This is a genomic window from Nonomuraea jabiensis (assembly GCF_014204795.1).
GTDB classification, from domain to species: domain Bacteria; phylum Actinomycetota; class Actinomycetes; order Streptosporangiales; family Streptosporangiaceae; genus Nonomuraea; species Nonomuraea jabiensis.
In genome coordinates this window covers 12,548,797-12,573,603 of record NZ_JACHMB010000001.1, presented here as the reverse complement: position 1 = coordinate 12,573,603, position 24,807 = coordinate 12,548,797, and the positions used below count along the sequence as shown (strand labels likewise).

The window sequence follows — 24,807 nt, the reverse complement described above, 5'->3', positions numbered from 1 at the left end:
CCCCATGGAGCCCCCCGTCCGTCTCGCCAGCACCGGGACGATCATTCACGGTGTGTCCGTCGGAGAGGTGCTCGGCGTCTCCACCCTCGCCGAGGCCAGGCTGATCGCGGGGGAGAGCGGGCTGGGCCGCATCGTGCAGCGGCTGAACGTCATGGAGGTCCCCGACATCCTGGCCTGGGTCAAGCCGCACGAGCTGCTGCTGACCACCGGCTACCCGCTGCGCAACACGCCGCAGTCGCTCGGCCGGCTGGTCGCCGACCTGGACGAACGCGGGCTGTCGGCACTGGCGATCAAGCTCGGCCGGTACGTGGACGAGCTGCCCGACGAGATGGTCGAGCAGGCCGACCGGCTCGGCTTCCCGCTCATCCTGCTGCCGAACGACGTCGGGTTCGACGACATCCTCAACCAGGTGCTGACCGACATCCTCAACCGCCAGGCCGCCGTGCTCGCCCGCGCCGAGGAGGCGCACCGGGCGCTGGTGCAGGTCGTGCTGGCCGGCGGCGGGCTCAACGAGGTGGCCGCGGAGGTGGCCCAGCTGCTCGACGTGTCGGTGGCGGCCGTGGACGGCTCGGGCCGCGTGCTGGCCACCGCGGGGCCCGCCGAGCACGTGGCCGTCCTGCGCGAGTCGATCGCCCAGGAGGGCCCGCCCCGTACGCCGGCCTCGGGGCGGGCGCGCTCGTTCGCCTCGGTGCCGGTGCTGGCCGGGGGCCACCACCACGGGAGGATCGTCGCCTACAGCCCGTCCGGGGCGATCCGCGACAGCGACGTCGGCATCCTCGAACGCGCCGCCACCGTGGCCGCGCTGGTCGTCACCCGGCAGGAGGCGGTCAACGCCGTCGAGAGCAAGTACCGCGCCGACTTCCTGCGCGACGTGCTCACCGGCCGGGCGGGCACGGCGGAGCGGGTCACGGCCAGGGCGCGGGCGTTCGGGTGGGACCTGGCGCGGCCGGTGACCGTACTGGTGGCCGAGCTGGACCCGGACGGCGACGAGCGCAGCGCGCAGGACCGGCTGGTGGCGTGCTGGACGGCGGCGATGCGCCGGCACGACCCGCGCGGGGCGGTGGCGGGGTTCTCGCACGAGGTGGTGGCCGTGGTGGACGCCTCGATCGACGCGACCCGGGTCGCCAAGGACGCGGCCTCGGCCTTCGCCGACGTGCCGCCCGCCACCTTCTCGACCGGCAGCTCCCGGCCGAGCCCGGGGGCGGAGACGCTGCCGGAGGCGTACTCGCAGGCGCTGAAGGCGGCCCGGGTGGGCCGCCAGCTGCACGGGCCCGGCGCCGTCGCCCACTTCGACCAGCTCGGCGTCTACCGGCTGCTGTCCCTGGTCAACGACACGGACGAGCTGCACGCCTTCGTACGCGAGACGCTCGGCCCGCTGGCCGCCGACGCCGACGCCGAGAACGCCGACCTGCGCCGCACCCTGCAGGTCCTCCTGGAGACCAACCTGAACGTGGCCGAGACGGCGCGGCGCCTCCACTTCCACTACAACACCCTCCGCTACCGGATCGGGAAGCTGGAGCGCCTGCTCGGCAACTTCACCGACGACCCCCACCTGCGCCTCAACCTGACCCTGGCCCTGCACGTGCTGCGGATGCGCGGCATCTAGGGTTGGGGGTTGTGGATTTCGAACTGCGCTCCGAGTACATCCCGCTGTGCGACCTGCTGAAGTACTGCGGGATCACGGAGACGGGCGGCATGGCCAAGGTGCTGATCGCCGAGGGGATGGTGCTGGTGGACGGCGAGGTGGAGCTGCGCAAGCGCGCCAAGATCCGCTCGGGGCAGGTGGTCAGCGGGGAGGGGTTCTCCATCCACGTGGAGTAGTGGGAACCTGTTGACGAAAAGTCACCGCACAATTACTCACGGTTTACTAACATCGGGCGCGCCGGCAAAAAGAAACGGCCCCCTTGCGGGGGCCGTCATACCCGGGAACGTACCCCCGGGCGGGTGACTCCATGTTAGGACGTGATAGCGGTGAGCGACAAGTCGAATCCCGGAATCGAGCGCGTCGGTGTCTATGTCGACGGGTTCAACCTGTACTACGGTCTGAGGGAGCTCGGGAGACGGCGGCACCTCTGGCTCGATCTGCACGCCATGGCGACGCGCCTGCTGCGGCCGCACCAGCGCCTCGTGGGTGTCAGCTACTTCACCGCGGCGATCCGCAACGATCCCCCGGCCGTGGCACGGCAGGAGACGTATCTGGCCGCGACGGCGAGCCTCGGCGTGCAGGTCGTCCTGGGGAGATACCAGCAGCAGTCGGTGCAGTGCCACTCTTGCGGAGCGACGCGCCGGACCTACGCCGAGAAGCAGTCCGATGTGGCGCTCGGCGCGGCCATGGTGGCGGATGTCGCGACACACCAGGTGGACGCGGTCATGCTCGTGTCGGCCGACTCCGACCTCTGCGCGGCGGTTCATGCGATCAGGCGGCTGAATGACGAGCTTGGGACCAAGACGCGGGTGATCACCGTGTTTCCGCCCCGAAGGCGCTCCGAGAGTCTGCAGCGCGTCAGTGACGCGTGGTTCCCGCTGGGCGATGCCGTGATCCGCCAGTCGCAGCTGCCCAGCGTCGTCCGCGCGCCCGACGGGTGCGTCTATCACCGCCCGCACCACTGGAACTGACCTCACAGCGAAACTGATCGCGTGTGCGCGAGGTTTTCACTGGCCCTGCGCGTAGATTTGGCAGATCATGCCCGTGTAAGAGCGTTACGGCGGGCCTAATGTGCCCGCAACGGAACGTGTCGCCGGCCCAGTACAAGAGGGGCGCTCATGGTTTTGGGATGGACCAGACACGGTGACGGCAAGCACCTGGCGCCCGGCGAGGTGGTCAGGCCCGACGAGCGGTTGAGCTGGCCCAGGATGGTGGGCTTCGGGGCGCAGCACGTGATCGCGATGTTCGGCGCGACGTTCGTCTTCCCCCTGGTGATGGGGCTGGACCCGAACGTCGCCGTGATGATGTCAGGCGTCGCGACGATCCTGTTCCTGCTGATCGTGAAGGGGAAGGTGCCCAGCTACCTCGGCACCAGCGCGTCCTTCGTCGGCGGGGTGCTGGCCATCAGGGCCGCCTACGGCGGTGACACGGCGGGCGCGGACGCGATCGTGACCGGCGCGATCCTGGTCGCCGGGTTCGTGCTGGCGCTGGCGGGGCTGGCCATCCACTTTCTCGGGGTGCAGATCATCCACCGCGTCTTCCCGCCCGTGGTCACGGGGGCGGTCGTCATGCTGATCGGGTTCGGGCTGGCGTACGTGGTGGCCGACGTCTACTGGCCGCAGGACCACTGGGTCGCGCTCGTCACCATGCTGGTCACGTTCCTGGTGATCGTGCTGTTCAAGGGGTTCGTCGGCCGGATCGGGGTGCTGGTCGGGCTGATCGCGGGGTTCGTGCTGTCGTGGGTGCTGGACAAGGCGGCGGGGCCCATCACCTCCGTGCTGCCCGGCGCCAACCTGCGGGACGCGGCGGGCGCGAGCTGCCCGGCCGAGGGGACGTACTGCGTGGCCACGGCCTTCCCGCACGACCGGGTGAACTTCGACTCCGTGGCGTCGGCGCCCTGGTTCGGGGTGCCGGACTTCCACGCCCCCGACTTCAAGACCTCCGCCGTGCTGCTGGTGCTGCCGGCCGTCATCGCGCTCATCGCCGAGAACATCGGGCACGTCAAGGCCGTCGGCGAGATGACCGGGACGGACGTGGACCCGTACGTGGGCCGGGCGGTGGTGGCCGACGGGGTGGGCACCATGGTCGCCAGCGCGGTCGGCGGCTCGCCCACCACCACGTACGCCGAGAACATCGGCGTCATGGCGGCCACCAAGGTCTACTCGACCGCCGCCTACTACATCGCCGCGATCATCGCGATCCTGTTCGGCCTCTGCCCCAAGTTCGGCGCGCTGGTCGCCGCGACCCCGGGCGGCGTGCTCGGCGGGGTCACCGTCATCCTGTACGGGATGATCGGCCTGCTCGGCGCCAAGATCTGGATCGAGAACCGCGTCGACTTCTCCGACCCGGTCAACATGGTTCCGATCGGCGCGGGCATCATCCTGGCCATCGGACCTGTGAGCCACTTCATCGGCGGCGACTTCACCCTTGAGGGGATCGCGCTCGGCACCATCGTGGTGCTGGGCGGCTACCACCTGCTGCGGGCCATCGCCGGACGGCCCGCCCGGCCGGCGCGGAGCGAGGCCGGGTGAAACCGCCTCCGTTCGAGTACCACGCCCCCCGCGACCTCGACGAGGCGCTCCGGACCCTCGCTGAGGTGAGCGGGAAGGTGCTGGCCGGCGGGCAGAGCCTGATCCCCATGCTCAACATGCGGCTGGCCGCCCCGGAGCATCTCGTCGACATCAACCGCGTCCAGGGGCTGGCGGCCATGGAGGCGGAGCGGGACGGCGTCCGGGTGGGGGCGACGGTGCGGCACTCGCGGGCGGAGCGGTTCGGGGCGCACCCGCTGCTGAGCCGGGCGCTGCGGCTGGTCGCCCATCCGGTGATCCGCAACCGGGGGACCGTGGTGGGCAGCCTTGTGCACGCCGACCCGGCCGCCGAGCTGCCCGCCGTGCTGGCCGTCCTGGGCGGCTCCGTACGGGTGGCCCGCTGGCAGGGGGAAGTACGCGACGTGAGGGCCGAGGAGTTCTTCGTCGGGCCCATGGAGTCGGCGGTCCGGCCGGGCGAGCTGGCCGTGTCGGCATATTTCCCGGCATTGGGGCCGCGTACCGGGGCAGCCTTCGAGGAGGTGGCCCGGCGGCACGGCGACTACGCCCTGGCCGGCGTCTGCGCCGTCGTCACGTTCGGCGAGGACGGCCGGGTCGAGGCCGCCAGGCTCGCCTGCATCGGCGTCGGCCCCGTGCCGGTCGTCGTGGACGTGACGGAGAGCCCCGCGGACGCGGCGCGGATCGTACGCGACCGGGTCGAGCCCGAGGGCGACATCCACGCCTCGGCCGCCTACCGCCGCCACCTCGTGGGCGTGCTGGCCGAGCGCGCCGTGCGGAACGCGACCAGGGAGGCGCAGGACCGTGGAGCATGAGATCACGCTCGTCGTGAACGGCACGGCCAGGCGGGTCGGCGTGCCCGCCAGACGCCTGCTGTCCGACTGCCTGCGCCACGACCTCGGCCTGACCGGCACCCACGTCGGCTGCGAGCACGGCGTCTGCGGCTGCTGCACCGTGCTGCTCGACGGGGAGCCGATCCGGTCGTGCCTGACGTTCGCGGTCAGCGTGGACGGGTCCGAGATCACCACCGTCGAGGGGCTGGGCGGCGAGGGAGCGCCGTCGCCTGGACTGAGGAGCGCAGGGAGCGCAGCGACCGGAGCGACGAGGGAAGGCGACGGCTCCAGGGCGACCGAGCCCGCCTCACGAAGTGAGGCCATGAGCGCAGTGCAGAAGGCTTTCGCCGAGTGTCACGGGCTGCAGTGCGGGTTCTGCACGCCGGGGTTCCTGTGCACGGTGACCGCCCTGCTGCGGGACAACCCCACCCCCACGGACGACGAGGTGCTGGAGGGCATCTCGGGCAACCTGTGCCGGTGCACCGGCTACCAGAACATCGTCAAGGCCGTCCACCGGGCCGCCGAGCTGCTGGCGGAGGAAGCATGACGACGAGGCTGTTCGGGGAGCCCGTACCGCGGCGGGAGGACCCCAGGCTGCTCACCGGCCGGGGCCGCTACCTCGACGACCTCGGCCCCGACGCGCTGGCCGCCGCGTTCGTGCGCTCGCCGCACGCGCACGCCCGCATCCGCGACATCGACGTGGGCCCCGCCCTCGACGTCGAAGGGCTCGTCGCCATCTACACCTGGGAGGACCTGCCCGGACGGGTCGGCCGGCCGCTGCCGCTGCTGATCCCGCACCCGGCGCTCACCCACGGGCGCACCGCCTACCCGCTGGCCAGGGACGTCGTCAGGCACGTCGGCGAGCCGGTGGTCATGGTCGTGGCGGCGGACAGGTACGCCGCCGAGGACGCGTGCGCGCTCATCGAGGTCGACTACGAGCTCCTCAAGCCGGTCGTCGGCCTGGAGGAGGCCGCGCAGGGCGCCCAGCTCGTCCACGAGGACGTGCCGGGCAACGTCGGGGCGCACCTCGTCCAGGAGGTCGCGGGGACGGACGGGCGCGGCGCCCGGGAGGCGATCGAGACCGCGCCGCACACGTTGGCCTTCCGGCTCGACATCGAGCGCAGCGCCAGCATGCCGCTGGAGGGGCGCGGCGTGTACGCCCGGTGGGACGGCCGGGACCTGCGCGTCTACTCCAGCACCCAGACCTCCACCAGCGTCCGCATGGCCGTCGCCGCCGCCCTGGAGCTGCCGCTGCCGCAGGTCGAGGTGATCGCGCCGGACGTGGGCGGCGGCTTCGGGGTGAAGATCGTGCACCCGTGGCCCGAGGAGGTGCTGGTGCCGTGGGCCGCCATGACGCTCGGGCGCGAGATCAAGTGGACCGAGGACCGCAGGGAGCACTTCATCTCCTCGGCCCACGAGCGCGGCCAGGTCCAGTACGTACGGGTCGGCTTCGACGACGACGGCCGCGTGCTCGGCCTGGACGTGACGATCCTGCACGACCACGGCGCCTACACGCCCTACGGGATCATCGTCCCGATCGTCACCTCCACGCAGCTCCTGGGGCCGTACAAGATCGGGGCGTACCGGGTCGAGTTCACCGCCGTCTACACCAACACCGTGCAGGTCACGCCCTACCGGGGGGCCGGCAGGCCGCAGGGCGTGTTCTGCATGGAGCGGACCATGGACAAGATCGCCCGGTACCTGGGCAAGGACCGCACCGAGGTGCGGGAGGTCAACTTCATCCGGCCCGACGAGTTCCCGTACGACCAGGGGATGACGTTCCAGGACGGCCGGCCGCTGATCTACGACAGCGGCGACTACCCGGAGATGCTCCGCATGATCAAGGAGCTGATCGGCTGGGACTCCTTCGAGGCGCGCCCCGGCAGGGGCATCGGCGTCGGGTGCTACGTCGAGGGCACCGGCGTGGGGCCGTACGAGGGCGGGCACGTGCAGGTGACCTCCGACGGGCGGGTGCACGTGTCCACCGGCCTCACCTCGCAGGGGCAGGGGCACGAGACGGCCTTCGCGCAGATCGCGGCCACCGAGCTGGGCGTGCCCATCGAGCGGGTGAGCGTGGTCACCGGCGACACCCGCAGGTTCGGCTACGCCGTGGGCACGTTCGCCTCGCGGGCGGCCGTCGTCAGCGGCAACGCCATCGCGCTGGCCTGCAGGAAAGTACGCGAGAAGGCGCTGCGGATCGCCGCCGACGCGCTGGAGGCCGACCCGGCCGACCTGGAGATCAGCGACGGGATGGTGCACGTGGCCGGCACGCCGAGCGCGTCCATCCCGCTGTCCACGGTGGCGGTGCTGGCCAACCCGCTGCGGTACGCCTTCGACGACGAGACGGCCAAGGCCACCCAGTTCTCCGGCACCGCGTCGCCCGACCGGCCGCCGATCGCCGAGGGCGAGGAGCCGGGGCTGGAGGGGCGCGACTACTACTCGCCGATCAGGTCCACGTTCGCGTCGGGCATGCACGCGGCGATCGTCGAGACCGACCCGGACACGGCCGAGATCAGGGTGGTGCGCTACGCGGTCGTGCACGACTGCGGCCGGCTGATCAACCCGATGATCGTGGAGGGCCAGATCCACGGCGGAGTGGCGCAGGGCATCGGCGGGGCGCTCTACGAGCGCATGGTGTACGACTCGCACGGCCAGCTCGTCAACGCCTCCTTCATGGACTTCCTCATGCCGTACGCCACGGAGATCCCGCACGTCGAGACCGCCCACCTGGAGACGCCGTCGCCGCTCAACCCGCTCGGCGTCAAGGGCGCGGGCGAGGCCGGCGTGATCCCCGTCTCCGCGGTCATCGCCTCGGCGGTCGAGGACGCCGAGGGCATCCAGATCGACCGCATGCCCATCTCCCCGTCCGAACTCTTCGACCTGCGCGCCGCCGAACGATGACCCGCCCCGTGGGATGATCGGCGCCATGCGTGCGCCCGCTTCCGGTCTGACCGAATTCCCCGCCGTCCCCGCCGACGTCCGCCTGATCGACCTGGCCTGGAACGACATCGCCGAGGTGCCCGCCTGGGTGGCCGGGCTCACCGCGCTGGAGGAGCTCAGGCTCGACGGCAACCGGCTGCGCTCGCTGCCCGACCTGTCGGGCCTCACCGCGCTGCGCGCGCTGCACCTGGACGGCAACGAGCTGGCGTCCTTCCCCGGCTGCCCGCCGGGCCTGGAGGTGCTCTTCCTGTACGGCAACCGCGTCGGCGCGATCCCCGACCGGCTGAGCCCCGCCCTGCGGCACCTCGCGGCGGGCGGCAACGGGCTGACCGGCGTGCCCGGCTCGCTCTGGAAGCTGACCGGCCTCGAATCCCTCAACCTCGCCGAGAACGAGCTCACCGAGGTCCCGGCCGCGATCGGCGGGCTGACCCGGCTGCGCATGCTGGACCTCGGGCACAACCGGCTCGACTCCGTCCCGCCCGAGCTGGGCGACCTGGACCTGACCGACTACCTCTACCTGAGCGACAACCGGTTCACCGAGGTGCCGGAGGCGATCGGGCGGCTGGACCGGCTCGCCTACCTCAACCTCACCGACAACCGGCTCACCCGGCTGCCCGAGTCGCTGGGGCGGATGGCCGCGCTGGTGGAGCTGCGGCTCTACAACAACCGGCTGGAGTCGCTGCCCGAGGCCATCGGCGGCCTGGCCAGCCTGCGTGAGCTGCACGCGCAGGGCAACCGGCTGACCCGGCTGCCCGCCTCCGTCGCCGAGCTGGGCGAGCTGCGCGTGCTCGACCTGCGCAACAACCAGCTCCGCGAGCTGCCGGACCGCCTGCCGCCCGGGCTCAGGCACCTCGACCTGCGCAACAACCGGCTGCGCGAGCTGCCCGCGAGCCTGCCCCCGCTGGAGAAGCTCGACCTGCGGTGGAACAAGCTCGACGGCGAGCCGGAGGTGCTGCGCCGGCTCCGCGATCGGGGCTGCGTCATCCTGCGCTGATGGAATCGCTCCGGTTTTGGGCTGATTCAGGGTGAACCGGGGTGATCGGGGGTGCGTACCTCCGCACATGACGACATTTCCACGTCTGGCCGCTTTCGCGCTGCTGGCCGGACTGGTCGCCGGATGCTCCTCAGCGGGCTGGGGCGACTACGTCGCAGCGGGCGAAACGCAGAAGCCAGCGGCAATCCTCACCGTCGAGCAACTCTCCGCCAAGGTCGGCTGCAAGCCGAAGATGCAGGTCGAGGCCTCCGACCTCCGTACCGGCTACTGCAAGACCAAGGCGGGCCAGTTCTTCGTCAACACGTTCGCCAGTGAGAAGCTCAAGGACGAGTGGATGGACCGGGCGCCGGAGTACAACCCGCACCTGGTCGGCCCGCAGTGGACCGTCCTGGGCCCGCTGGAGGTGCTGGAGCAGCTGAAGGAGCCGCTGAGCGGCGATCTGCACCTGATGGACCACAGGGTCTCCCAGACGCCGACGCCACCGAAGTAACCAATCGGTATGGAGTGAACCGGGGCCGGTGGGCCCGCGTACCTTCGCACATGACGACACTTCCACGTCTGGCCGCTTTCGCGCTGCTGGCCGGACTGGTCGCCGGATGCTCCTCAGGGAGCGGAGGCGGCTATGTCGCAGCAGCCGGAAAGCAGGGCCACGCCGCCCCCCTCACCGTCGAGCAGCTCTCGGCCAAAGTCGGCTGCACACCGAAGATGCAGGTCAACGCCGCCGAGATCCGCACCGGCTACTGCAAGACCCCCGATGGCGAGTTCTTCGTCACGACGTTCAAGACGCAGGCGGGCAAGGACGCCTGGATGGACGCCGCCCCCGAGTACAACCCCCACCTGGTCGGCAACCTCTGGACCGTGCTGTCCAGTCGCAAGGTGCTCGACCTGCTGAAGGAGCGGCTCGGCGGCGACCTCCACCTCACCGATCACCGTACGAAGCAGATGAAGACCATCGGCTAGCGAAGTCTCAGCAGCTCGTACTGGGCCCAGACCTCGGCAGGGGCCGCGACCCGGTCCAGGAACATCAGGCCGTCCATCCGGCAGTCGCAGGGGTTCTGCTCCCTGGTGTTCTGCGGATAGCTCCCGCCGATCTTGATGCCCCTCGGGTCCGTCGCCGAGGTGACGTCCGGCTCGGGGTCCCCTTCGACGCCCCACGGGTCGCCGGTGACCGAGTAGAACCCGTCGAGCGGGCGGCCGTTCCTGTAGAGCTTCATCGTTCCCGTGTCGAAGTCGAACGTCGCGGCCAGGAACACCCACTGGTCCCGGGGCAGCACCTCCCGCCAGGGCTTGTTCGCGGCGAACGTCTGGGAGGCGCCGCCGTCCACGCGCCGGGCCAGCGCCACGACCCGCAGCTCGCCGTTCACGGTGATGAGCTCCAGCAGGGCACGGACGTCGTGCCCCTGGGAGTTGCCGCTGAGCACCCCGGCCAGGCCGATCGCGTTGAAGAAGTCGGCGGGGTCCTCGGTGTTGGAGTTGGGCGCCGGCCCGTCGCCCAGCATCTTGAACCAGCCCATGACGGTCGCGCCCTTGACGCCGTTGAACGCGCGCAGCGTCGGCACGCCGTCCGCGCCGTAGACGCCGGCCTTCCAGTCGTCGTTGCCGGCCGTGGCCGGGTCGACCTGGCGGGTCTGCAGCGCGTACGTGCTGCCCCGGTAGGCCTGGTCGGCCACGCGCATGGCGGCGCCGCCGTTGACCAGCGTGATGTTCGTGCCGGACAGGCCCTGGTCCTGCTCCTGGGCCGGGTCGGCGGGCAGCGGGTGCTCGAAGTCGTAGGCGGCCACCAGGTCCTTGCGCAGGGTCGGCAGCACGTCCGGCGGGGTCCAGCCGGCCTTGGTGATCTTCCAGATCTTCCCGTTCGCCTTGGACATCACGTAGAGCTCGCCGGCGCCGTCCCGGCCGAAGCGCAGGTCCACGCGGGTGCTGCCGGCCAGGTCGGCCATGGTCAGCTGCCTGCCGGACGTGTCCACCAGCCGCGGCTTGTGGATCGTGGCCCGGCGGCCGCTGCGCTCGTCCATCTCGGCGGCGACGGTGAAGAAGACCTGGCCGTCCACGATGTCGCCGAACAGGTACTTGCCGTACAGCAGGGGCAGCTTCTGGCCGCGGTAGACGAACCCGCCGGTGACGGCGTGGCCGCTGTCGGAGGTGCAGGAGTGCCCGGGCGGCGGGTCGTGGTCGTAGGCGGCCACCGGGTAGGTGTAGCCGTACTGGGCGTCGTCGTCCGGCAGCGTGTAGAGGTGGCAGCGGTCGGCCTTGTTGAACACGAACGAGCCCTCGCGCTCGCTCCAGCCCAGGTTGTCGCCGGCGCCGACGTCATAGATGGCCTCGATGGCGTGCTCGCCGATGTGGCCGAGGAACAGCCGGTTGCCGGCCTGCGGGTCCCAGCTGAAGCGGTGCGGGTCGCGCATGCCGTACGCGTAGATCTCGCTGAGCTTGCCGGCCTGGCCGGCGAACGGGTTGGCGGCCGGGATGCCGTACCTGCCGTTGGCGCCGTTCGTGCCGGCCGGGTCGATCCTGAGGATCTTGCCCTGCGGGATGGCCAGGTTCTGCGGGTCGTCGCTGGACGAGCCGCGGCCGCCGTCACCGGCGGCGACGTACAGCAGGCCGTAGTCCTTGTCGCCCCTGCGGGCCGTGGGGTTGAAGTCGATCTGCTGGATGCCGTGGATCTGGCCGTTGAAGCCGAGCCGCAGCACCTCCCTGCGGGTGCCGGAGAAGACGTTCGCCTTCGGGTCGGTGGCCGTCCACTCGGTGATGACGCCGTGGAACCTGGTGCCGGGCTGCGGCGTCAGGTCGGGGGTCTTCGTGGTCAGCGCGGCGCCCCACTCGGTGTGGACGGTGTAGAACTTGCCGTTCCTGGCGAACTCGGGGTGGAAGGCCGCGAAGCCGAACCCGCTGCCCAGGCCGCGCCCGGAGACGAAGTCGGGCGCGAAGGCGGCGCCGACGTCCAGGTATTCGCGCGGCCGGCCCTGGTCGAGGAAGTAGAGCTTGCCGTTGAGGTCGTTGACGAACAGGCGGCGCGAGCCGTCGGGGAGCTCGCCCAGGTAGTTGATCCTGGCCCAGCGGACCAGGCGGGTGTCGGTTGGTTCGGGAGTCGTCTCCGTCTTCGGGAACGAGGCAAACTCCTCCAGCGTCAGCGTCAGTCCCGAGGCGGTGGGCTTCTCGGGGATGGGGTCGTCGACGGGGGTCGGGTCGGCCTGCGCGGCTGCCGGCGGCGCGCATAACGCGGTCACCAGCACCGCGGCGATCAGGCACCGGAGGGTTTTCGGCATACCTGTTCACCACCAGGGGAGTCGGGGGCTATTGAGCGGCGCTGTCGCAGGCCGGGGTGCCCTTGACGGTCATGTCGCGCATCCTGCCGATGTTGTCGAAAGAGCCGAAGCCGACCCGGCCCGACGCGAACGTGCGGTCGGTGGCCGTGATCAGCGGCGTCGTGGCGCCGTCCAGGTAGACCGCGATGCGGCCGGTCTCGGCGCAGTGGGTGACGCGGACGCGGTGCCACTCCGCGTCGGTGACCGCGGGCGGCGCGCCCACCTGGCCGTTCCACTGGTCGTCGATGCGCAGGCGGTCCGCGTTGTTGACGACGAAGATCCCGTTGTGCGGGTAGATGGTGTTGTCCTGCGAGAGGTGGACGTAGTAGAACTCCGTGTCCGACCGGTAGCCGAACACGATGATCACGTCGCGGTTGCTGACGCTGGTCGGGGTGTCCAGGCGGACCTGCGCGTCGATCCGCACCGAGCCGAACTCGGGGCCCGTCTTCAGCACCGCGTACTCGAAGGGCCGCCGGGGGCCCGGGCGGGCGACGCCGGCCTCGGCGAGGATCACCTGGTCGCCGGGGAACTGCCATTTGGCGGGCGTCACGGGCGCCCAGTTGCGCCCGTCGTTGACGTGCTTCACCCTGGCGTGGCCGGGGCCGCAGTCAGGCGCGGCCGCGGCGGCTTGCGCGGGGATCGGTACGGCCAGCGCGAGCACGGCCGTCAGGAGGAGGGTGCGAAAGGCTGACATCCGGGATCCTCTCGCCGGGTGCGCTCTCGTAAGCGCTTCCGAAAGCGCTTTCTTTTCAACGTCGAGCGGATCGTAACCCGGGGGATCAGGCTGTCAAGGGGTCCGGTGAGCCGGCGTCAAGGCGGCGGTGGGGCCGTGGAGGCGCGTACGACCAGCTCGTGCGCGGTGCGGCGGCGGCGCGGGCGCGAGGCGGGCGGTTTGAGAACTAGCTCAAGCGCTTGCTTGCCCATCTCGACCATGGGCAGCCTGATCGTGGTGAGCGCCGGATAGACGTCGCGCGCCACCGGCACGTCGTCGAACCCGGCCACCGAGATCTCCCCGGGGACCCTGCGCCCGCTGTTGAGCAGCCACGACAGCGCGCCCACCGCCATCGGGTCGTTGAGCGCGACCACGGCCGTCAGGTCGGGGTGCGCCCGCATCAGCCGGGCCGTGGCGGCCGCGCCGCCCTCCCTGGTGAAGTCGCCATGCACGACGGGGAACGAGCGCCAGTCGAGCCCGGCCGCGGCCAGCGCCGCCCGCAGCCCGGCCAGCCGGTCTTCGACCGTGGTCAGGTTGGCCGGGCCGCCGAGCACGCCGAGGCGGCGGTGGCCCAGGTCGAGCAGGTGGTGCATGAGCGTGGAGCCGCCGGCCGCGTTGTCGGGCAGCACGGCGTCCACCGGCAGATGGTGGCGGCCGATGACGGCCACCCGGCCGCCCGCCGCCGTGAACGAGCGCACCTCGGTGGCGATGTCGGCCTCGGTCGCCGCCTCGACGTAGCCGGACCCGGCCAGCACGATCGAGGTCACGCGGTGGGCGCGCAGCGCCCGGAGCCTGGCCAGCTCGGCCCGGGGGTCGCGCTCGGTCTGGCTGATGAGCGCCATGTAGCCGCGGCTCTCGGTCTCGCGCAGCACGCCCCTGGCGATCTCGCCGAAGTAGGGGTCGCCGACGTCGTGGACGATCAGCCCGACCATGGACGCCTGCCCGCCGGCCAGGGCTCGCGCGTGGCTGTTGGGCACGTAGCCCACCTGGGACGCGACCGCCTGGACGTGGGCGGCGACCTCGGCGCTCACGCCGGTGCTGCCCGTCAGGGCCCGGGAGGCCGTGGCCAGGGAGACCCCGGCGGCCTTGGCCACGTCGACGAGGCGGGGTGGATGAGATCGCTCGGTCATGCGCTGCGAACCCCCCTTGTCCGGGGCTGGATCCCGTGTAATCGTAACCGAAAGCGCTTACGTAAGCGCTTTCTCTTCTGACGGGGGTCTCCTCGATGGCAAGAGTTCTCAAGAGTCTGACGATCACTTCGATGTGCGCTCTGGCCCTGACCGCCTGCGCCAAGACCGACGAGCCCGGGGCCGCCTCGGCATCGGGACAGCAGGGCCCGGTCAAGATCGGCATCTCCCTGCCGCTCACGGGTGACTTCGCCGAGCCCGGCAACGGCATCAAGGACGGCTACCAGGTCTGGGCCGACCGGGTGAACGCCAAGGGCGGCCTGCTGGGCAGGAAGGTCGAGCTGATCTTCCGCGACGACGCCTCCGACCCCAACCGGGTCAGCTCCGACTACGAGTCACTCATCACCCAGGACAAGGTCAACCTGGTCTTCGGGCCGTTCTCGTCGCGGCTGGTGATCCCCGCGGCGAAGGTCGCGGAGTCGTACAACATGCTGTTCGTGGAGCCGGCCGGGGCCGCCAAGGAGGTCTTCGAGCAGGGCTTCAAGCGGCTGTTCTACGCGGCGCCCGCGATCGCCGGCGACCACTACAACTACCTGGCCGACTACATCATCAAGCTGCCGGCCGACAAACGGCCGAAGACGGCGGCGTACGCGAGCCTGGACGACCCGTTCGCCCAGGGCACCGCGTACGGGCTGCGGGACAAGCTGGCCGCGGCCGGGATCAAGACGGTCGTGGACGAGGTCTACCCGCCCGAGACCACCGACTTCTCGCCCATCGCCGCCAAGATCGCCGCGGCCAAGCCGGACATCGTGGTGGGCGGCACGCAGTTCGAGGACTCCGTGGGCCTGGTGCGGGCGCTGCAGGAGCTGAAGGTGCAGCCCAAGCTGGCGGCGTTCTCGACGGGGCCGACGGAGCCGGAGTTCCCCGCCGCGGTGAAGGGGGCGGCCGAGAGCATCATCTCGCCCGTCGGCTGGTCGGCCACGGCCACCTTCACCGGCAACCAGGAGATGATCAAACGCCACAAGGAGATGTTCAACGGCGAGGCGAACGAGGACACCGCCAACGGCTTCACCGTCGGCCAGGTCGTCGAGGCCGCCGTGAACGCCGTCAAGTGCGTCGACGCCACCAAGGAGTGCCAGGACAAGCTGGCCGACCACATCAGGCAGGGCACGTTCGACACGGTCGTGGGCAAGCTCTCCTTCGACGACCAGGGCAGGCCCGAGCAGGCGCACATGATCCAGCAGTACATCGGCGGAAAGGTCGAGATCGTGCTCCCCGAGCAGGCCAAGACGGCCGACCTCGTCTACCCGAAGAAGCCATGGTGAGCCTGCTCCTGCAGGGGCTGGCCCTGGGCGTGCTGACCGGCGGCCTCTACGCGCTGCTGGCCTCCGGCCTGTCGCTGTACTTCGGGGTGATGCGGGTGGTCATGGTCGCCCATCCGGCGTTCCTGTTCCTGGCCGCCTACCTGACCTACACCGTGCACACGACGCTCGGGGTGGACCCGTTCCTGGCGCTGCCCGTCACCGTGCCGCTCTTCTTCGCGGTGGGGGTGGCGGTGCAGCGGCTGCTCATCGCGCGGCTGGGGCCGGACAACCTGGCGATGATGTCGGTGCTGCTGACGTTCGGGATCGCGCTGGCGATCGAGGGGCTGCTCGGGACGATCTACACCGGGTCCTACAAGTCGGTCAGCATGGGGTACGCGACCCAGTCGCTGACGATCGGCGGCGTGCACCTCCCGTACGACAAGATCATCGCCTTCCTCGTCGCGGCGCTCACCCTCGCGGTGCTCTTCGCGGTGCTGGTCAAGAGCCGGTTCGGGCAGGCGCTGCGGGCCACCATCCAGCACCGGGAGGCGGCCCGGCTGGTCGGCATCCGGACCGAGCGGGTCGCCGGGTACGGCTTCGGCGTCGGCCTGGCCACCGCGGCCGTCGGCGGGACCGTGCTCGCGCTCATCACCCCGTTCTTCCCGGCCTCGCACTGGGTGTGGATCGGCAAGCTCATGGCCATCATCGTGGTCGGGGGGCTGGGGAGCGTGATCGGCGCGGCGCTGGCGGCCGTCCTGCTCGGCGTGGTCGAGGGCCTCGTGCTGGTGACCGTGGACGCCACCTGGGCCACGACGATGTTCTACGTCTTCCTCTTCCTGACGCTGCTCGCGCGCCCCCAGGGGTTCTTCGGAGGCCGGCTTGCGCATCGCTTCTAGAGGGATCCCGCTGCTGGTCGCCTGCCTGGCGCTGGCCTACCCGTGGCTGGTCCCCAACTACTACCTCGTGTACGCGGGCGCGCTGACCGTCATGTACGCGGCCATGTCCACCTCCTGGAACCTGCTGGGCGGTTTCACCGGATACGTCTCCCTCGGCCACTCGGCGTTCTTCGGCCTCGGCGCGTACGGGACCGGCCTGCTGGTCGTGCGCCTGGGCGTGCCGTGGGTCGCGGCCCTGCTGGTGTCGGCCGTCGCCGTGACGGTGTTCGCCGTGTTCGTCGGCGTCGCGGCCGTGCGGGTGCGCGGCGCGTCGTTCGTGATCGTGTCGATCGCGCTCGTGTCGATGATGAACCTCGTCGTGCAGGGCTGGCGCTCGCTCACCGGCGGCTCCACCGGGCTGCAGGTCCCCTCGCCCTTCCCCGACCTGCACCGGGGGCAGACGCACATCGTGTTCTTCTACCTGTTCCTGGCGCTGCTCGGGCTCGCGCTGCTGTCCTGGTGGTACGTCTCGCGCTCCCGGTTCGGCGCCGGCCTGCGGGCGATCAGGGAGGACGAGGACAAGGCCGAGTCCCTGGGGGTGCCGACGGGGGCGTACAAGGTGACGGCCTTCGCCCTGTCGGCCCTGTTCGTGTCGCTGGCCGGAGGGCTCTACGCGGTCTGGTTCGGCAGCCTCGACCCGATCTTCGTCTTCTCCATCCTCATCAGCTCGTACATGGTGCTGATGAGCCTGCTCGGCGGGGTCAGGCACCTGTTCGGGCCGCTGCTCGGGGCGCTCATCGTGGCCCCGGCGGGCGAGTACTTCCTGATCGCGCTGGGCGAGACGCAGATCCACCTGACCGCGACGGGCCTGGTGCTCGTGCTGGTCGTGCTGTTCATGCCGGACGGCATCCTCGCCCGGCTCACCAGGAGGCGCGCCGGGCCCTCCATCCCGGACGAGACGGCCGAACAGCGGCTCCAGGGGGCGGCCCGATGACGTCACTGCGTACCGAAGGGCTGACCAAGGCGTTCGGCGGGGTGCTGGCCGTGGACGGGGCCGGCGTCGAGCTGCAGGAAGGCCGGATCAACGGCCTGATCGGGCCCAACGGCTCCGGCAAGACCACGTTCTTCAACATCGTCACCGGCATGATCAAGCCGGACTCCGGCCGGGTGCTCTACCGCGACCGCGACATCACCCGCCACTCCCCGCACCGCGTCGCGCACGCCGGCATCGGGCGCACCTTCCAGCTCTGCCGCGTCTTCCCGCGCCTGACCGTGCTGGAGAACATGCTGGTCGCCGTCCGCCGCACCCGCCTGCGCGAGCTGCTGGCCGGGCTGCGCGACCAGGGCGAGGTCGAGCGGGCCCGGCACTGGCTGCGGCGCATGGGCATCGAGCACCTGGAGGACGCCGAGGCCCGCGACCTGTCCTACGGCCAGCAGAAGCTGCTGGAGCTGGCCGCCGTCCTCATGGCCGAGCCCGAGCTGGTGCTGCTGGACGAGCCGGCGGGCGGGGTCAACCCGGCGCTGATCGACCGGATCGTCTCGCTCGTACGCGACCTCAACGCGGAGGGCCGTACGTTCCTCGTCGTCGAGCACAACATGGACATGGTGATGGGCATGTGCGACCACGTGATCGTCTTCGACCGGGGAGCGCCCATCGCGGCCGGCCCGCCCGCCCAGGTGCGGGACGACCCTCGCGTGCTGGAGGCGTACCTCGGTGTCTGAGACCATCCTGGCGCTGGAGGACGTCGAGGCCGGCTACGGCAGGGCGGCGCCGGTGCTGCGCGGCCTGACCGTCACCGTGCGCGCCGACGAGGTCGTCTGCCTGGTGGGGCCGAACGGCGCGGGCAAGTCCACCGCGCTCAAGGTGGCCAGCGGGCTGCTGGCGCCCCGGTCGGGGCGGGTCCTGCTGGCCGGCCAGGACGTGACGGGCCTGTCGCCGCAGCGCCTGCTCGGGCTCGGGCTCGCCCACGTGCTGCAGGGGCACAGCGTGTTCCGCGAGATGACCGTGGCCGAGAACGTGCGGCTCGGGGGCTTCACCGTGCGCGACCCCGCGAAGCTCCAGGCCCGGATGGAGGCGGTCAAGGAGCTGTTCCCCGTGGTGGGCGAGCGGTGGGGGAGCATGGCCGGGCTGCTGTCGGGCGGGCAGCAGAAGCAGGTGGAGTTCGCGCGGGCGCTCATGCTGGAGCCGTCCGTGGTGCTGCTGGACGAGCCGTCGATGGGGCTCGACCCGCGCAACACCCAGGTGGTCTTCGACCAGATCGACCTGATGCGCCGCACGGGCGTCGCCGTGCTGCTGGTGGAGCAGAACGCGCGCCGGGCGCTGGGGATGGCCGACGTCGGGTGCGTGCTCGACCTCGGCCGCGTCCACATCTCCGGCCCCGCCCGCGAGCTGGCCGCCGACCCCCGCCTCGGCCGCCTCTACCTCGGCGGCGCCCCCGCCACTTAGCCGTGCGTGAGGACGGTGCCCTCCACCCGCACGCGCTTCCTGAACACCCAGTACGTCCACCCCTGGTAGACCAGCACGAACGGGAGCGTGATCAGCCCGATCCAGCTCAGCATCGTCAGCGTGTACGGCCCGGAGGCCGCCTCCGCCAGCGTCAGGCCGGGGAACGGGCGCAGGCGCAGCTCCATGAAGACCGCCAGGGTCGACAGCACGATCGCCCCCGCCGTGGCCGTGAAGGCCCAGCCCTCGCGGCGGCGCCAGATCAGCGCCGTGGCCGCCGCCAGCGCCGCCATGGCGGCCAGCGCGGGGAACGTGCCCAGGCCCGACAGGGCGGCCACGGCCACCGGGACGGCCACGCCGCTGGCGGCCATCGCCACGACGCGGGCGCGGCGGCGTACCGGGCCGGTGGTCTTGAGCGCCAGGAAGACGGCGCCGTGCAGGGCGCAGACCGCCAGCGAGAACGCGCCCCCGAGCAGGGCGGCCGGCACGCTGTCGAACAGCAGGTCGGCGAAGACCGCCCCCCACAGGAACGCCGGGAGCGCGCTGCCCACCACGATGCCCAGGTCGCACCAGCGCGGGTCGTTCACCTTGCCGCGCCACTCCAGGCCGACGCCGCGCACGATCAGGCCGACCAGGACCAGCGTCACCGGCAGGTAGAACGAGCTGAACACGCCCGCGTACCAGGCGGGGAACGCGGCGAACATGGCGCCGACGGCGGTGATCAGCCACACCTCGTTGCCGTCCCACACCGGGCCGATGGTCTGCAGGCTCTGCCGCTGCTCGCCGGGGTTGCGGCTGACGAGCGGGGCCAGCAGGCCGACGCCGAAGTCGAAACCCTCCAGCACGAAGTAGCCCGTCCAGAGGAAGGCGATGATGACGAACCACAACTCGATCATTGTCTGCTCCCTCAGTACATCAGCGACGGCTCGCGCCGCTCGGCGGCGGCGGGGGTGGGCGCCTGCTCCTCGACGCCCTTGCGGACATGCCTGGTCAGCAGGACGACCTCGGCCACGGCGAGCGCGCCGTACAGGAGCGTGAAGATCGTCAGGGACGTGGCCACCTCGGCCAGGCTCACGCCCGGCGACACGCTGGAGGCGGTGAGCAGCTCGCCCGCGACCGTCCACGGCTGGCGGCCGATCTCGCTCAGCAGCCACCCGGCGATCACCGAGATCAGCGGCAGCGGCACCGCCAGGAGCATCGCCCGCGACAGCCACCTCGGGAACTCGCGCCTGCGCCGGGTCAGCCACAGACCCAGCACCGACAGGCCCACCGTGGCCATCCCGAACCCCATCATCACCCGGAACGACCAGAACACGACCTGCTGGTCCGGCCGGTAGTCGCCCGGGCCGAACTGCTGCTCGAAGCGGCGCTGCAGGTCCTCGGTGCCCTGGACGGTGGCGTTCGGGTCGTGGGCGGACAGGAAGCTGAGGACCTTGGGGATCTCGATGCCGGGGACCAGGGAGAACGGTGCGCCGGCCGTGTCGCGCTCCAGGCCCTCGGCGGAGGCCAGCTTCATGGGCTGCTGCTCGTACATCAGCCTGGCCGACATGTCGCCGGTGCCCGCGACGACGGCGCCCGCGAGGGCCGTCATGACCAGGGCGGCGCGGGCGGCGCTGCGCCACATCGGGGCGCGCGTCCTGAGCAGCCAGTAGCCGCTCACGGCCAGCACGAAACCGCCCGCCACGATGAACGCCGCCCCGATCACGTGCGGCACCTGGGCCACCGCCGTCGAGTTGGTCAGCACGGCCCACAGGTCGGTCATCCTGGCCCTGCCGTCCACGACCTCGTAGCCGACGGGGTGCTTCATCCAGGCGTTGGCCGCGAGGATGAAGTACGCCGACAGGTTGGACCCGATGGCGGCCGCCCAGATGCACGCCAGGTGCGCCTTCTTCGGCAGCCGGTCCCATCCGAAGATCCACAGCCCCAGGAACGTCGACTCCATGAAGAAGGCCAGCAACGCCTCCATGGCCAGCGGCGCCCCGAAGACGTCGCCGACGAACGTGGAGTATTCACTCCAGTTCATCCCGAACTGGAACTCCTGCACGATGCCGGTGACCACGCCCATGGCGAAGTTGATCAGGAACAGCTTCCCGAAGAACTTCGTGAGCTTCAGGTAGTGCTCTTTCCCTGTCCGGTGCCAGGCCGTCTGCAGGCCCGCCACGAAGATCCCCAGACCGATGGTCAAGGGCACGAACAGAAAGTGGTACACGGTGGTCACCCCGAACTGCCACCGCGCCAGGTCAAGTGCGTCCATCTCCCCGCCGACTCCCTGAGCTCTACAGCTTGTAGTTTATCTACTTGAAGTAGTACTACAGCTCGTAGAGCAATGCGATGCGAGCTTGCTCACACCGCTCCCCGTTGGTTGTTGCCGCATCGAGGATCCCGTGCGGGCGGGCCCCGGCGCGTCCGCCGCCGGGGTGATCCGGAGGTACGCCTAGCGGTCGACAGCCATGGCGGCCAGGTACGCCTGGAGGTTGCCCAGCTCGAATCCGCGGCGCTCGATCTTGTCGACCAGGATGCGGAAGTCCCTGGCCAGGTTGGGGCGGAAGTGGAGGAGCAGGATGTCGCCCGGGCGCAGGCGCTTGTCGGGCACCTGGTAGGCGATCTTGCCGCCCGGCTGGACGGTGGCCGTCCAGAGGAGGACCGCGTCGATGCCGCAGCTCTTGGCGGCCCTGAGCGTGCCGGTGTTGTAGTTGCCGAACGGCGGCCTGAACAGCGTCGGCCTGGCGCCCAGCTCCTTCCTGATGACCTGGGAGGAGCCGCAGATCTCGCGGCGCTGGGCGTCCTGGGAGAGCAGGCGGAGGTTGGGGTGGGTGAGGGTGTGGTTCTCGATGGCGACGCCGGCGCTGCGGAGCTGCCGGAAATATCCCCATTTACCGGCACCTACGTATTTCCCTGGGCCGCCGGCCGGGTCCGGGGTGCCCTTGGCCTCCACGGCGTCGCGCATGGCGAAGGCGGTGATGGGGATGCGCCGGTCGCGTACCTGCTCGACGAAGCCCGGATCCTGCTCCCAGCCGTCGTCGATGGTCAGGAAGACCACCTTGCGCCTGGTGGGGATCGAGCTGATCACGGGCGGCAGGCCGCCGGCGCGCTCGACCGGGCGCACCTCGCCCGCGCGCGGCTGCTCGCCCGGCGGGCCGTGCCGGGTGGCCTTGGGCTTTACGGGAGTGCTCGGGGAGGAGGTGGTGGTGGTGCCGGGCCGGCGGACGCTCGCGGGCTCGGCGGGGGCGCACGCGGCGAGGAGGGCCAGCACGCAGGCGACGGCGGCCGGACGGGGCATGATCTTCAACGCGCGCATGGGGCCCCATCTTGCCAGGCATGATCCCCAAGTCTTGTCTTCCTCTGGCAGGTGTTGCCCTTATCCGCGTGGTCCCGGCTGCTTAGAGTGGCGGCATGAAGGTGGCGGGCAGTGCCGTGATCGGCGTTCAGAGGGACCGGGTGTGGGCCGCGCTCCAGGATCCGGCGGTGCTGGTGAGCACCATTCCGGGGTGCGAGCGCCTTGAGGAGACCGGGCCGGACACGTACCGGATGACCGTGAACGCGGGCGTGGCGTCCATCAAGGGCGTCTACCAGGGGGAGGTGTCGCTCACCGACCCGCTGGCGCCCGAGAGCTTCACGCTCAAGGCGCGCGGGCAGGGGGCGCCCGGCACGGTGGACGCCACCGTCGTGGTGCGGCTGAGCGAGGTCGAGGACGGGACCCGGGTCGACTACGACGCCGACGCGGTGATCGGCGGGATGATCGGCGGGGTCGGGCAGCGCATGCTGGGGTCGGTGGCCAGGCGGACGGCGGGGGAGTTCTTCGCGGCCGTCGAGGAACACCTGCGCGGGGCGGCCACTCCCGCCGATGCCGGCACTCAAGCGGGCGCGGTGAGCCCGGTGTCCGCTCCTGTCTATGACCGGCCCCCCAAGCAGCACACGCAGACGCGGCCGTGGGTGATGCTGGCGTCGTTCGGGATGGGGGCGGGCATCGCGCTCGCGGGCGTCGCGGTGGGCTGGCTGTTCGGACGAGCCTCCCGGCGACCATGAGGGCTCTCGCGGAAAAGGATCTCCAGGCGTAGCGTGGCTGGTATGCGGCAGGCACACGCGGAAGACGCAAGGACCGAAGCCAGGAGAGTCGTTCGCAACCTGCTGGGCGACGAGCGCCCCACAGCCGAGACCTTGATCGCCGACGTGCGCCCGGTGCTCGGGGACGAGCGGACCGAGCGGACGCTGGAACTCGCGCTCGGGGCCTCGCTCACCCGGCGCTCGGCCGAGCTGGCCGCCATCGCCGCGCTGCTCGTGGGCACCCGCGAGCTGGGCGAGGAGTGGTGGAGCCGGCCCAGGGGCGGCAAGCTGCCCGCCCCCGACGAGGTGGTGCGCACGGCGGTCGCGATCGAGCCCTGGACCGATCTGACCGCGCTGGAGATGCTGGCCGCCTGGATCGCCGACGACGCCGCGGACCAGCTGTGGGGCCGGCCCGTCGCCGAGGTCGATCTCAACTCCTGGCACGCCGAGGACCGCTTCCGGCTCCCGCCCGGGGTGCGGCCCGGGCAGCGGCTGGTCGTTCACTTCGACGCCGGGGGGCGGCTCGACGCGGTCGTCACCCGCAGGCCCGACGACGATCTCGGGTCCAACCTCGACTTCCACTCCCTGCGTTACTCCCGGCCCGCCGAGGCACAGTGGAGCTGGGGGGTGGCGGCCGGGCTGGGGCCGCACCGGCTGCCCGGCGAGGACCCCGACCCGTACGCCCGCGAGGTCCCGTCCGCCGCCGGCGGCGTGCTGCGGGCCTGGGCGGTGCGCCACGGCGCCACCCGCGAGCAGCTCGGCGAGCGGTGGGAGACGGTCGGCGACGTGGTGGCCGCCATCGAGCGCGTGGACTGGATGTGGCGCAGCGGGGAGTGGTTCGGGTGGTGGCGGGGCGCCTCGGCCCTCGTGGACGACTCGGCCTACCTTCCCTACCGCCTGGAGGAGCTGGCCGCCGGATAGCCGCCCCGGTCAAGGGGGTGTGTGACAATCGAGGCGTGTCGCGACGTCGCCTCGGTTACCTGCTCAAGCACGCCAACCTGCGCCTGACGGAGCTGACGGGGCCGGCGCTGGAGCCGTACGAGATCGACGGGCGGGAGTTCGGGGTCCTGTCGGTGCTGCGCACGCCGGAGCCGCTGTCCCAGCTGGAGGCCGCCCAGCGGCTGGGCATCGACCGGACGACGATGGTCGCGCTGCTGGACGGGCTGGAGCGCAAGAAGCTCGTCGGGCGCCGGCCGCATCCCGCCGACCGGCGCAAGAACATGGTGGAGCTGACCGGCCACGGGCGCGAGGTACTGGAGGCGGCCACCCGCGCCGTGGGCGTGGCGGAGGAGGAGTTCCTGGCCGGCCTGCCGGAGGAGGATCGGCGGCTGTTCAGAGACCTGCTGGACCGCCTGGTGTGAGGACGCTCCGGTCCGCGCCCTCGCCGAGGCGGCCGGAGCGGTGGTGGCGGCGGCAGAGCACCTGGTAGCGCACCGGCGAGGCGTCGGTGTCGCCGATCACGACCTGCTCGCCCGTACGCGCCATGACCCCGCCCACCACCCTGGCGTTGAGCTGCCCGGGACGGCCGCACCAGCACAGCACCTCGACCTGCAGCCGGCACACCTCGTCCGCCAGCTCGAACAGCCGCTGCGCCGCCGGGAACATCACCGAGCGGAAGTCCGAGGCCAGCCCGAACGCGTAGACGTCCACGCCGTGCTCGTCCACCAGGTCCGCGAGCTGCTCGATCTGCGGGACGGTGTAGAAGCAGGCCTCGTCGCAGATGAGGTAGTCGATACGGTCGTGGGAGGTGACCAGCCGTACGAGGTCGAGGGAGTCCTCCACCTCGATGGCCTCCAGGCCGAGGCCGATCCGGCTGGTGACCTTGGGGCCGCCGGAGCGGTCGTGCTTGGTCAGCACCAGCCCGCGCCTGCCCTGGCGTCCGTGGTTGTAGTTCATCTGCAGCGCCAACGTGGACTTCCCGCAGTCCATGGGACCGAAGTAAAACTTGAGCACGGCATCCCGGGCGCCGGACGGCACGGCAGACAAGGCAGACAGTTCAGTCACGGGGGGCCAGCTTAGTGGCTTGGCTTGTTCCATGACCT

General features: G+C 71.1%; 25 protein-coding genes. 18 read left to right on the top strand and 7 right to left on the bottom strand.

Going from position 1 to position 24,807, the window contains the following annotated elements; all coding sequences use genetic code 11:
- Positions 1-4 precede the first annotated feature (4 nt).
- The 10 genes from HD596_RS57310 to HD596_RS57265 all read left to right on the top strand — a co-directional run bounded on the left by HD596_RS57310 (position 5) and on the right by HD596_RS57265 (position 9,915).
- The gene (locus HD596_RS57310) at positions 5-1,606 is read left to right on the top strand and encodes a PucR family transcriptional regulator (protein WP_185077730.1); all 1,602 of its coding nucleotides are present in this window, start codon (positions 5-7) and stop codon (positions 1,604-1,606) included.
- An 11-nt stretch (positions 1,607-1,617) separates the two neighbouring features.
- On the top strand, positions 1,618-1,821 hold the full coding sequence (locus tag HD596_RS57305) for an RNA-binding S4 domain-containing protein (RefSeq protein WP_313047417.1): 204 nt from the start codon (positions 1,618-1,620) through the stop codon (positions 1,819-1,821).
- A 150-nt stretch (positions 1,822-1,971) separates the two neighbouring features.
- Positions 1,972-2,616 carry an NYN domain-containing protein gene (locus HD596_RS57300; protein WP_185077728.1) on the top strand — a complete coding sequence of 215 codons (645 nt, stop codon included), beginning with the start codon at positions 1,972-1,974 and terminating at the stop codon, positions 2,614-2,616.
- A 147-nt stretch (positions 2,617-2,763) separates the two neighbouring features.
- Positions 2,764-4,176: a uracil-xanthine permease family protein gene (locus tag HD596_RS57295; protein ID WP_185077727.1), complete on the top strand. Its 1,413-nt coding sequence runs from the start codon at positions 2,764-2,766 to the stop codon at positions 4,174-4,176.
- Complete coding sequence (locus HD596_RS65430; RefSeq protein WP_185077726.1) at positions 4,173-5,003, top strand: FAD binding domain-containing protein; 831 nt, start codon at positions 4,173-4,175, stop codon at positions 5,001-5,003. The genes HD596_RS57295 and HD596_RS65430 overlap by 4 nt, the downstream gene beginning before the upstream one ends.
- Positions 4,993-5,568, top strand: coding sequence for a (2Fe-2S)-binding protein (locus tag HD596_RS57285; RefSeq protein WP_185077725.1), 576 nt, complete (start codon positions 4,993-4,995; stop codon positions 5,566-5,568). The genes HD596_RS65430 and HD596_RS57285 overlap by 11 nt, the downstream gene beginning before the upstream one ends.
- On the top strand, positions 5,565-7,922 hold the full coding sequence (gene cutA, locus HD596_RS57280; protein WP_185077724.1) for an aerobic carbon-monoxide dehydrogenase large subunit: 2,358 nt from the start codon (positions 5,565-5,567) through the stop codon (positions 7,920-7,922). Before HD596_RS57285 ends, cutA begins: the two co-directional genes overlap by 4 nt.
- A 25-nt stretch (positions 7,923-7,947) precedes the next feature.
- Positions 7,948-8,955 carry a leucine-rich repeat domain-containing protein gene (locus HD596_RS57275; RefSeq protein WP_185077723.1) on the top strand — a complete coding sequence of 336 codons (1,008 nt, stop codon included), beginning with the start codon at positions 7,948-7,950 and terminating at the stop codon, positions 8,953-8,955.
- A 67-nt stretch (positions 8,956-9,022) separates the two neighbouring features.
- A complete protein-coding gene (locus tag HD596_RS57270) occupies positions 9,023-9,445 on the top strand; it encodes a hypothetical protein (RefSeq protein ID WP_185077722.1) in 423 nt (140 codons plus the stop codon).
- A gap of 50 nt (positions 9,446-9,495) precedes the next feature.
- On the top strand, positions 9,496-9,915 hold the full coding sequence (locus HD596_RS57265) for a hypothetical protein (RefSeq protein WP_185077721.1): 420 nt from the start codon (positions 9,496-9,498) through the stop codon (positions 9,913-9,915).
- Here HD596_RS57265 and HD596_RS63365 read toward each other — a convergent pair.
- The 3 genes from HD596_RS63365 to HD596_RS57250 all read right to left on the bottom strand — a co-directional run bounded on the left by HD596_RS63365 (position 9,912) and on the right by HD596_RS57250 (position 14,102).
- Complete coding sequence (locus HD596_RS63365; protein ID WP_185077720.1) at positions 9,912-12,221, bottom strand: PQQ-dependent sugar dehydrogenase; 2,310 nt, start codon at positions 12,219-12,221, stop codon at positions 9,912-9,914. The two genes, HD596_RS57265 and HD596_RS63365, sit on opposite strands and share 4 nt — an antisense overlap.
- A 28-nt stretch (positions 12,222-12,249) precedes the next feature.
- A complete protein-coding gene (locus tag HD596_RS57255) occupies positions 12,250-12,954 on the bottom strand; it encodes a LamG-like jellyroll fold domain-containing protein (RefSeq protein ID WP_185077719.1) in 705 nt (234 codons plus the stop codon).
- Positions 12,955-13,070: 116 nt separating this feature from the next.
- Positions 13,071-14,102, bottom strand: coding sequence for a LacI family DNA-binding transcriptional regulator (locus HD596_RS57250; RefSeq protein ID WP_185077718.1), 1,032 nt, complete (start codon positions 14,100-14,102; stop codon positions 13,071-13,073).
- Positions 14,103-14,233: 131 nt separating this feature from the next.
- Between HD596_RS57250 and HD596_RS57245 the strand changes: the two genes are divergently transcribed.
- Genes HD596_RS57245 through HD596_RS57225 form a run of 5 tightly spaced genes read left to right on the top strand, consistent with a single transcriptional unit; the run spans position 14,234 to position 18,724 of the window.
- Positions 14,234-15,424, top strand: coding sequence for an amino acid ABC transporter substrate-binding protein (locus tag HD596_RS57245; RefSeq protein ID WP_185077717.1), 1,191 nt, complete (start codon positions 14,234-14,236; stop codon positions 15,422-15,424).
- Positions 15,418-16,299 carry a branched-chain amino acid ABC transporter permease gene (locus tag HD596_RS57240; protein ID WP_185077716.1) on the top strand — a complete coding sequence of 294 codons (882 nt, stop codon included), beginning with the start codon at positions 15,418-15,420 and terminating at the stop codon, positions 16,297-16,299. Before HD596_RS57245 ends, HD596_RS57240 begins: the two co-directional genes overlap by 7 nt.
- A complete protein-coding gene (locus tag HD596_RS57235) occupies positions 16,283-17,272 on the top strand; it encodes a branched-chain amino acid ABC transporter permease (RefSeq protein ID WP_221520087.1) in 990 nt (329 codons plus the stop codon). Before HD596_RS57240 ends, HD596_RS57235 begins: the two co-directional genes overlap by 17 nt.
- Entirely contained in the window at positions 17,269-18,000 is a 732-nt protein-coding gene (locus HD596_RS57230; RefSeq protein WP_185077715.1) for an ABC transporter ATP-binding protein, read from the top strand. The genes HD596_RS57235 and HD596_RS57230 overlap by 4 nt, the downstream gene beginning before the upstream one ends.
- Positions 17,993-18,724: an ABC transporter ATP-binding protein gene (locus tag HD596_RS57225; protein WP_221520086.1), complete on the top strand. Its 732-nt coding sequence runs from the start codon at positions 17,993-17,995 to the stop codon at positions 18,722-18,724. Before HD596_RS57230 ends, HD596_RS57225 begins: the two co-directional genes overlap by 8 nt.
- Here the strand turns inward: HD596_RS57225 and cydB are convergent.
- From cydB to HD596_RS57210, 3 genes are all read right to left on the bottom strand, one after another.
- Positions 18,721-19,617, bottom strand: a complete 897-nt coding sequence (cydB, locus tag HD596_RS57220) for a cytochrome d ubiquinol oxidase subunit II (protein WP_185077714.1) — start codon at positions 19,615-19,617, stop codon at positions 18,721-18,723. The genes HD596_RS57225 and cydB overlap by 4 nt on opposite strands.
- 11 nt (positions 19,618-19,628) lie before the next feature.
- Positions 19,629-20,975 (bottom strand): cytochrome ubiquinol oxidase subunit I, encoded by a 1,347-nt coding sequence (locus HD596_RS57215; protein WP_185077713.1) that lies wholly within the window; start codon positions 20,973-20,975, stop codon positions 19,629-19,631.
- 180 nt (positions 20,976-21,155) lie between these two features.
- Positions 21,156-22,019 carry a polysaccharide deacetylase family protein gene (locus HD596_RS57210; RefSeq protein WP_246555504.1) on the bottom strand — a complete coding sequence of 288 codons (864 nt, stop codon included), beginning with the start codon at positions 22,017-22,019 and terminating at the stop codon, positions 21,156-21,158.
- A gap of 95 nt (positions 22,020-22,114) precedes the next feature.
- On the opposite strand from HD596_RS57210, the gene HD596_RS57205 reads away from it, so the two are divergent.
- Genes HD596_RS57205 through HD596_RS57195 form a run of 3 tightly spaced genes read left to right on the top strand, consistent with a single transcriptional unit; the run spans position 22,115 to position 24,126 of the window.
- On the top strand, positions 22,115-22,747 hold the full coding sequence (locus HD596_RS57205) for an SRPBCC family protein (RefSeq protein ID WP_185077712.1): 633 nt from the start codon (positions 22,115-22,117) through the stop codon (positions 22,745-22,747).
- 42 nt (positions 22,748-22,789) lie between these two features.
- A complete protein-coding gene (locus HD596_RS57200) occupies positions 22,790-23,686 on the top strand; it encodes a hypothetical protein (protein ID WP_185077711.1) in 897 nt (298 codons plus the stop codon).
- A gap of 35 nt (positions 23,687-23,721) precedes the next feature.
- The gene (locus HD596_RS57195; protein ID WP_313047407.1) at positions 23,722-24,126 is read left to right on the top strand and encodes a MarR family winged helix-turn-helix transcriptional regulator; all 405 of its coding nucleotides are present in this window, start codon (positions 23,722-23,724) and stop codon (positions 24,124-24,126) included.
- Here HD596_RS57195 and HD596_RS57190 read toward each other — a convergent pair.
- Positions 24,098-24,769: a thymidine kinase gene (locus tag HD596_RS57190; RefSeq protein WP_313047405.1), complete on the bottom strand. Its 672-nt coding sequence runs from the start codon at positions 24,767-24,769 to the stop codon at positions 24,098-24,100. The genes HD596_RS57195 and HD596_RS57190 overlap by 29 nt on opposite strands.
- Positions 24,770-24,807 lie beyond the last annotated feature (38 nt).

What these genes read in the sequence shown, in the direction of transcription:
- HD596_RS57310 (WP_185077730.1), top strand. Translation starts at nt 5, where the DNA reads ATGGAGCCCCCCGTCCGTCTCGCCAGCACCGGGACGATCATTCACGGT.
- HD596_RS57295 (WP_185077727.1), top strand. Translation starts at nt 2,764, where the DNA reads ATGGTTTTGGGATGGACCAGACACGGTGACGGCAAGCACCTGGCGCCC.
- cutA (WP_185077724.1), top strand. Translation starts at nt 5,565, where the DNA reads ATGACGACGAGGCTGTTCGGGGAGCCCGTACCGCGGCGGGAGGACCCC.
- HD596_RS57275 (WP_185077723.1), top strand. Translation starts at nt 7,948, where the DNA reads ATGCGTGCGCCCGCTTCCGGTCTGACCGAATTCCCCGCCGTCCCCGCC.
- HD596_RS57270 (WP_185077722.1), top strand. Translation starts at nt 9,023, where the DNA reads ATGACGACATTTCCACGTCTGGCCGCTTTCGCGCTGCTGGCCGGACTG.
- HD596_RS57265 (WP_185077721.1), top strand. Translation starts at nt 9,496, where the DNA reads ATGACGACACTTCCACGTCTGGCCGCTTTCGCGCTGCTGGCCGGACTG.
- HD596_RS63365 (WP_185077720.1), bottom strand. Translation starts at nt 12,221, where the DNA reads ATGCCGAAAACCCTCCGGTGCCTGATCGCCGCGGTGCTGGTGACCGCG.
- HD596_RS57255 (WP_185077719.1), bottom strand. Translation starts at nt 12,954, where the DNA reads ATGTCAGCCTTTCGCACCCTCCTCCTGACGGCCGTGCTCGCGCTGGCC.
- HD596_RS57250 (WP_185077718.1), bottom strand. Translation starts at nt 14,102, where the DNA reads ATGACCGAGCGATCTCATCCACCCCGCCTCGTCGACGTGGCCAAGGCC.
- HD596_RS57245 (WP_185077717.1), top strand. Translation starts at nt 14,234, where the DNA reads ATGTGCGCTCTGGCCCTGACCGCCTGCGCCAAGACCGACGAGCCCGGG.
- HD596_RS57240 (WP_185077716.1), top strand. Translation starts at nt 15,418, where the DNA reads ATGGTGAGCCTGCTCCTGCAGGGGCTGGCCCTGGGCGTGCTGACCGGC.
- HD596_RS57230 (WP_185077715.1), top strand. Translation starts at nt 17,269, where the DNA reads ATGACGTCACTGCGTACCGAAGGGCTGACCAAGGCGTTCGGCGGGGTG.
- cydB (WP_185077714.1), bottom strand. Translation starts at nt 19,617, where the DNA reads ATGATCGAGTTGTGGTTCGTCATCATCGCCTTCCTCTGGACGGGCTAC.
- HD596_RS57215 (WP_185077713.1), bottom strand. Translation starts at nt 20,975, where the DNA reads ATGGACGCACTTGACCTGGCGCGGTGGCAGTTCGGGGTGACCACCGTG.
- HD596_RS57210 (WP_246555504.1), bottom strand. Translation starts at nt 22,019, where the DNA reads ATGCGCGCGTTGAAGATCATGCCCCGTCCGGCCGCCGTCGCCTGCGTG.
- HD596_RS57205 (WP_185077712.1), top strand. Translation starts at nt 22,115, where the DNA reads ATGAAGGTGGCGGGCAGTGCCGTGATCGGCGTTCAGAGGGACCGGGTG.
- HD596_RS57200 (WP_185077711.1), top strand. Translation starts at nt 22,790, where the DNA reads ATGCGGCAGGCACACGCGGAAGACGCAAGGACCGAAGCCAGGAGAGTC.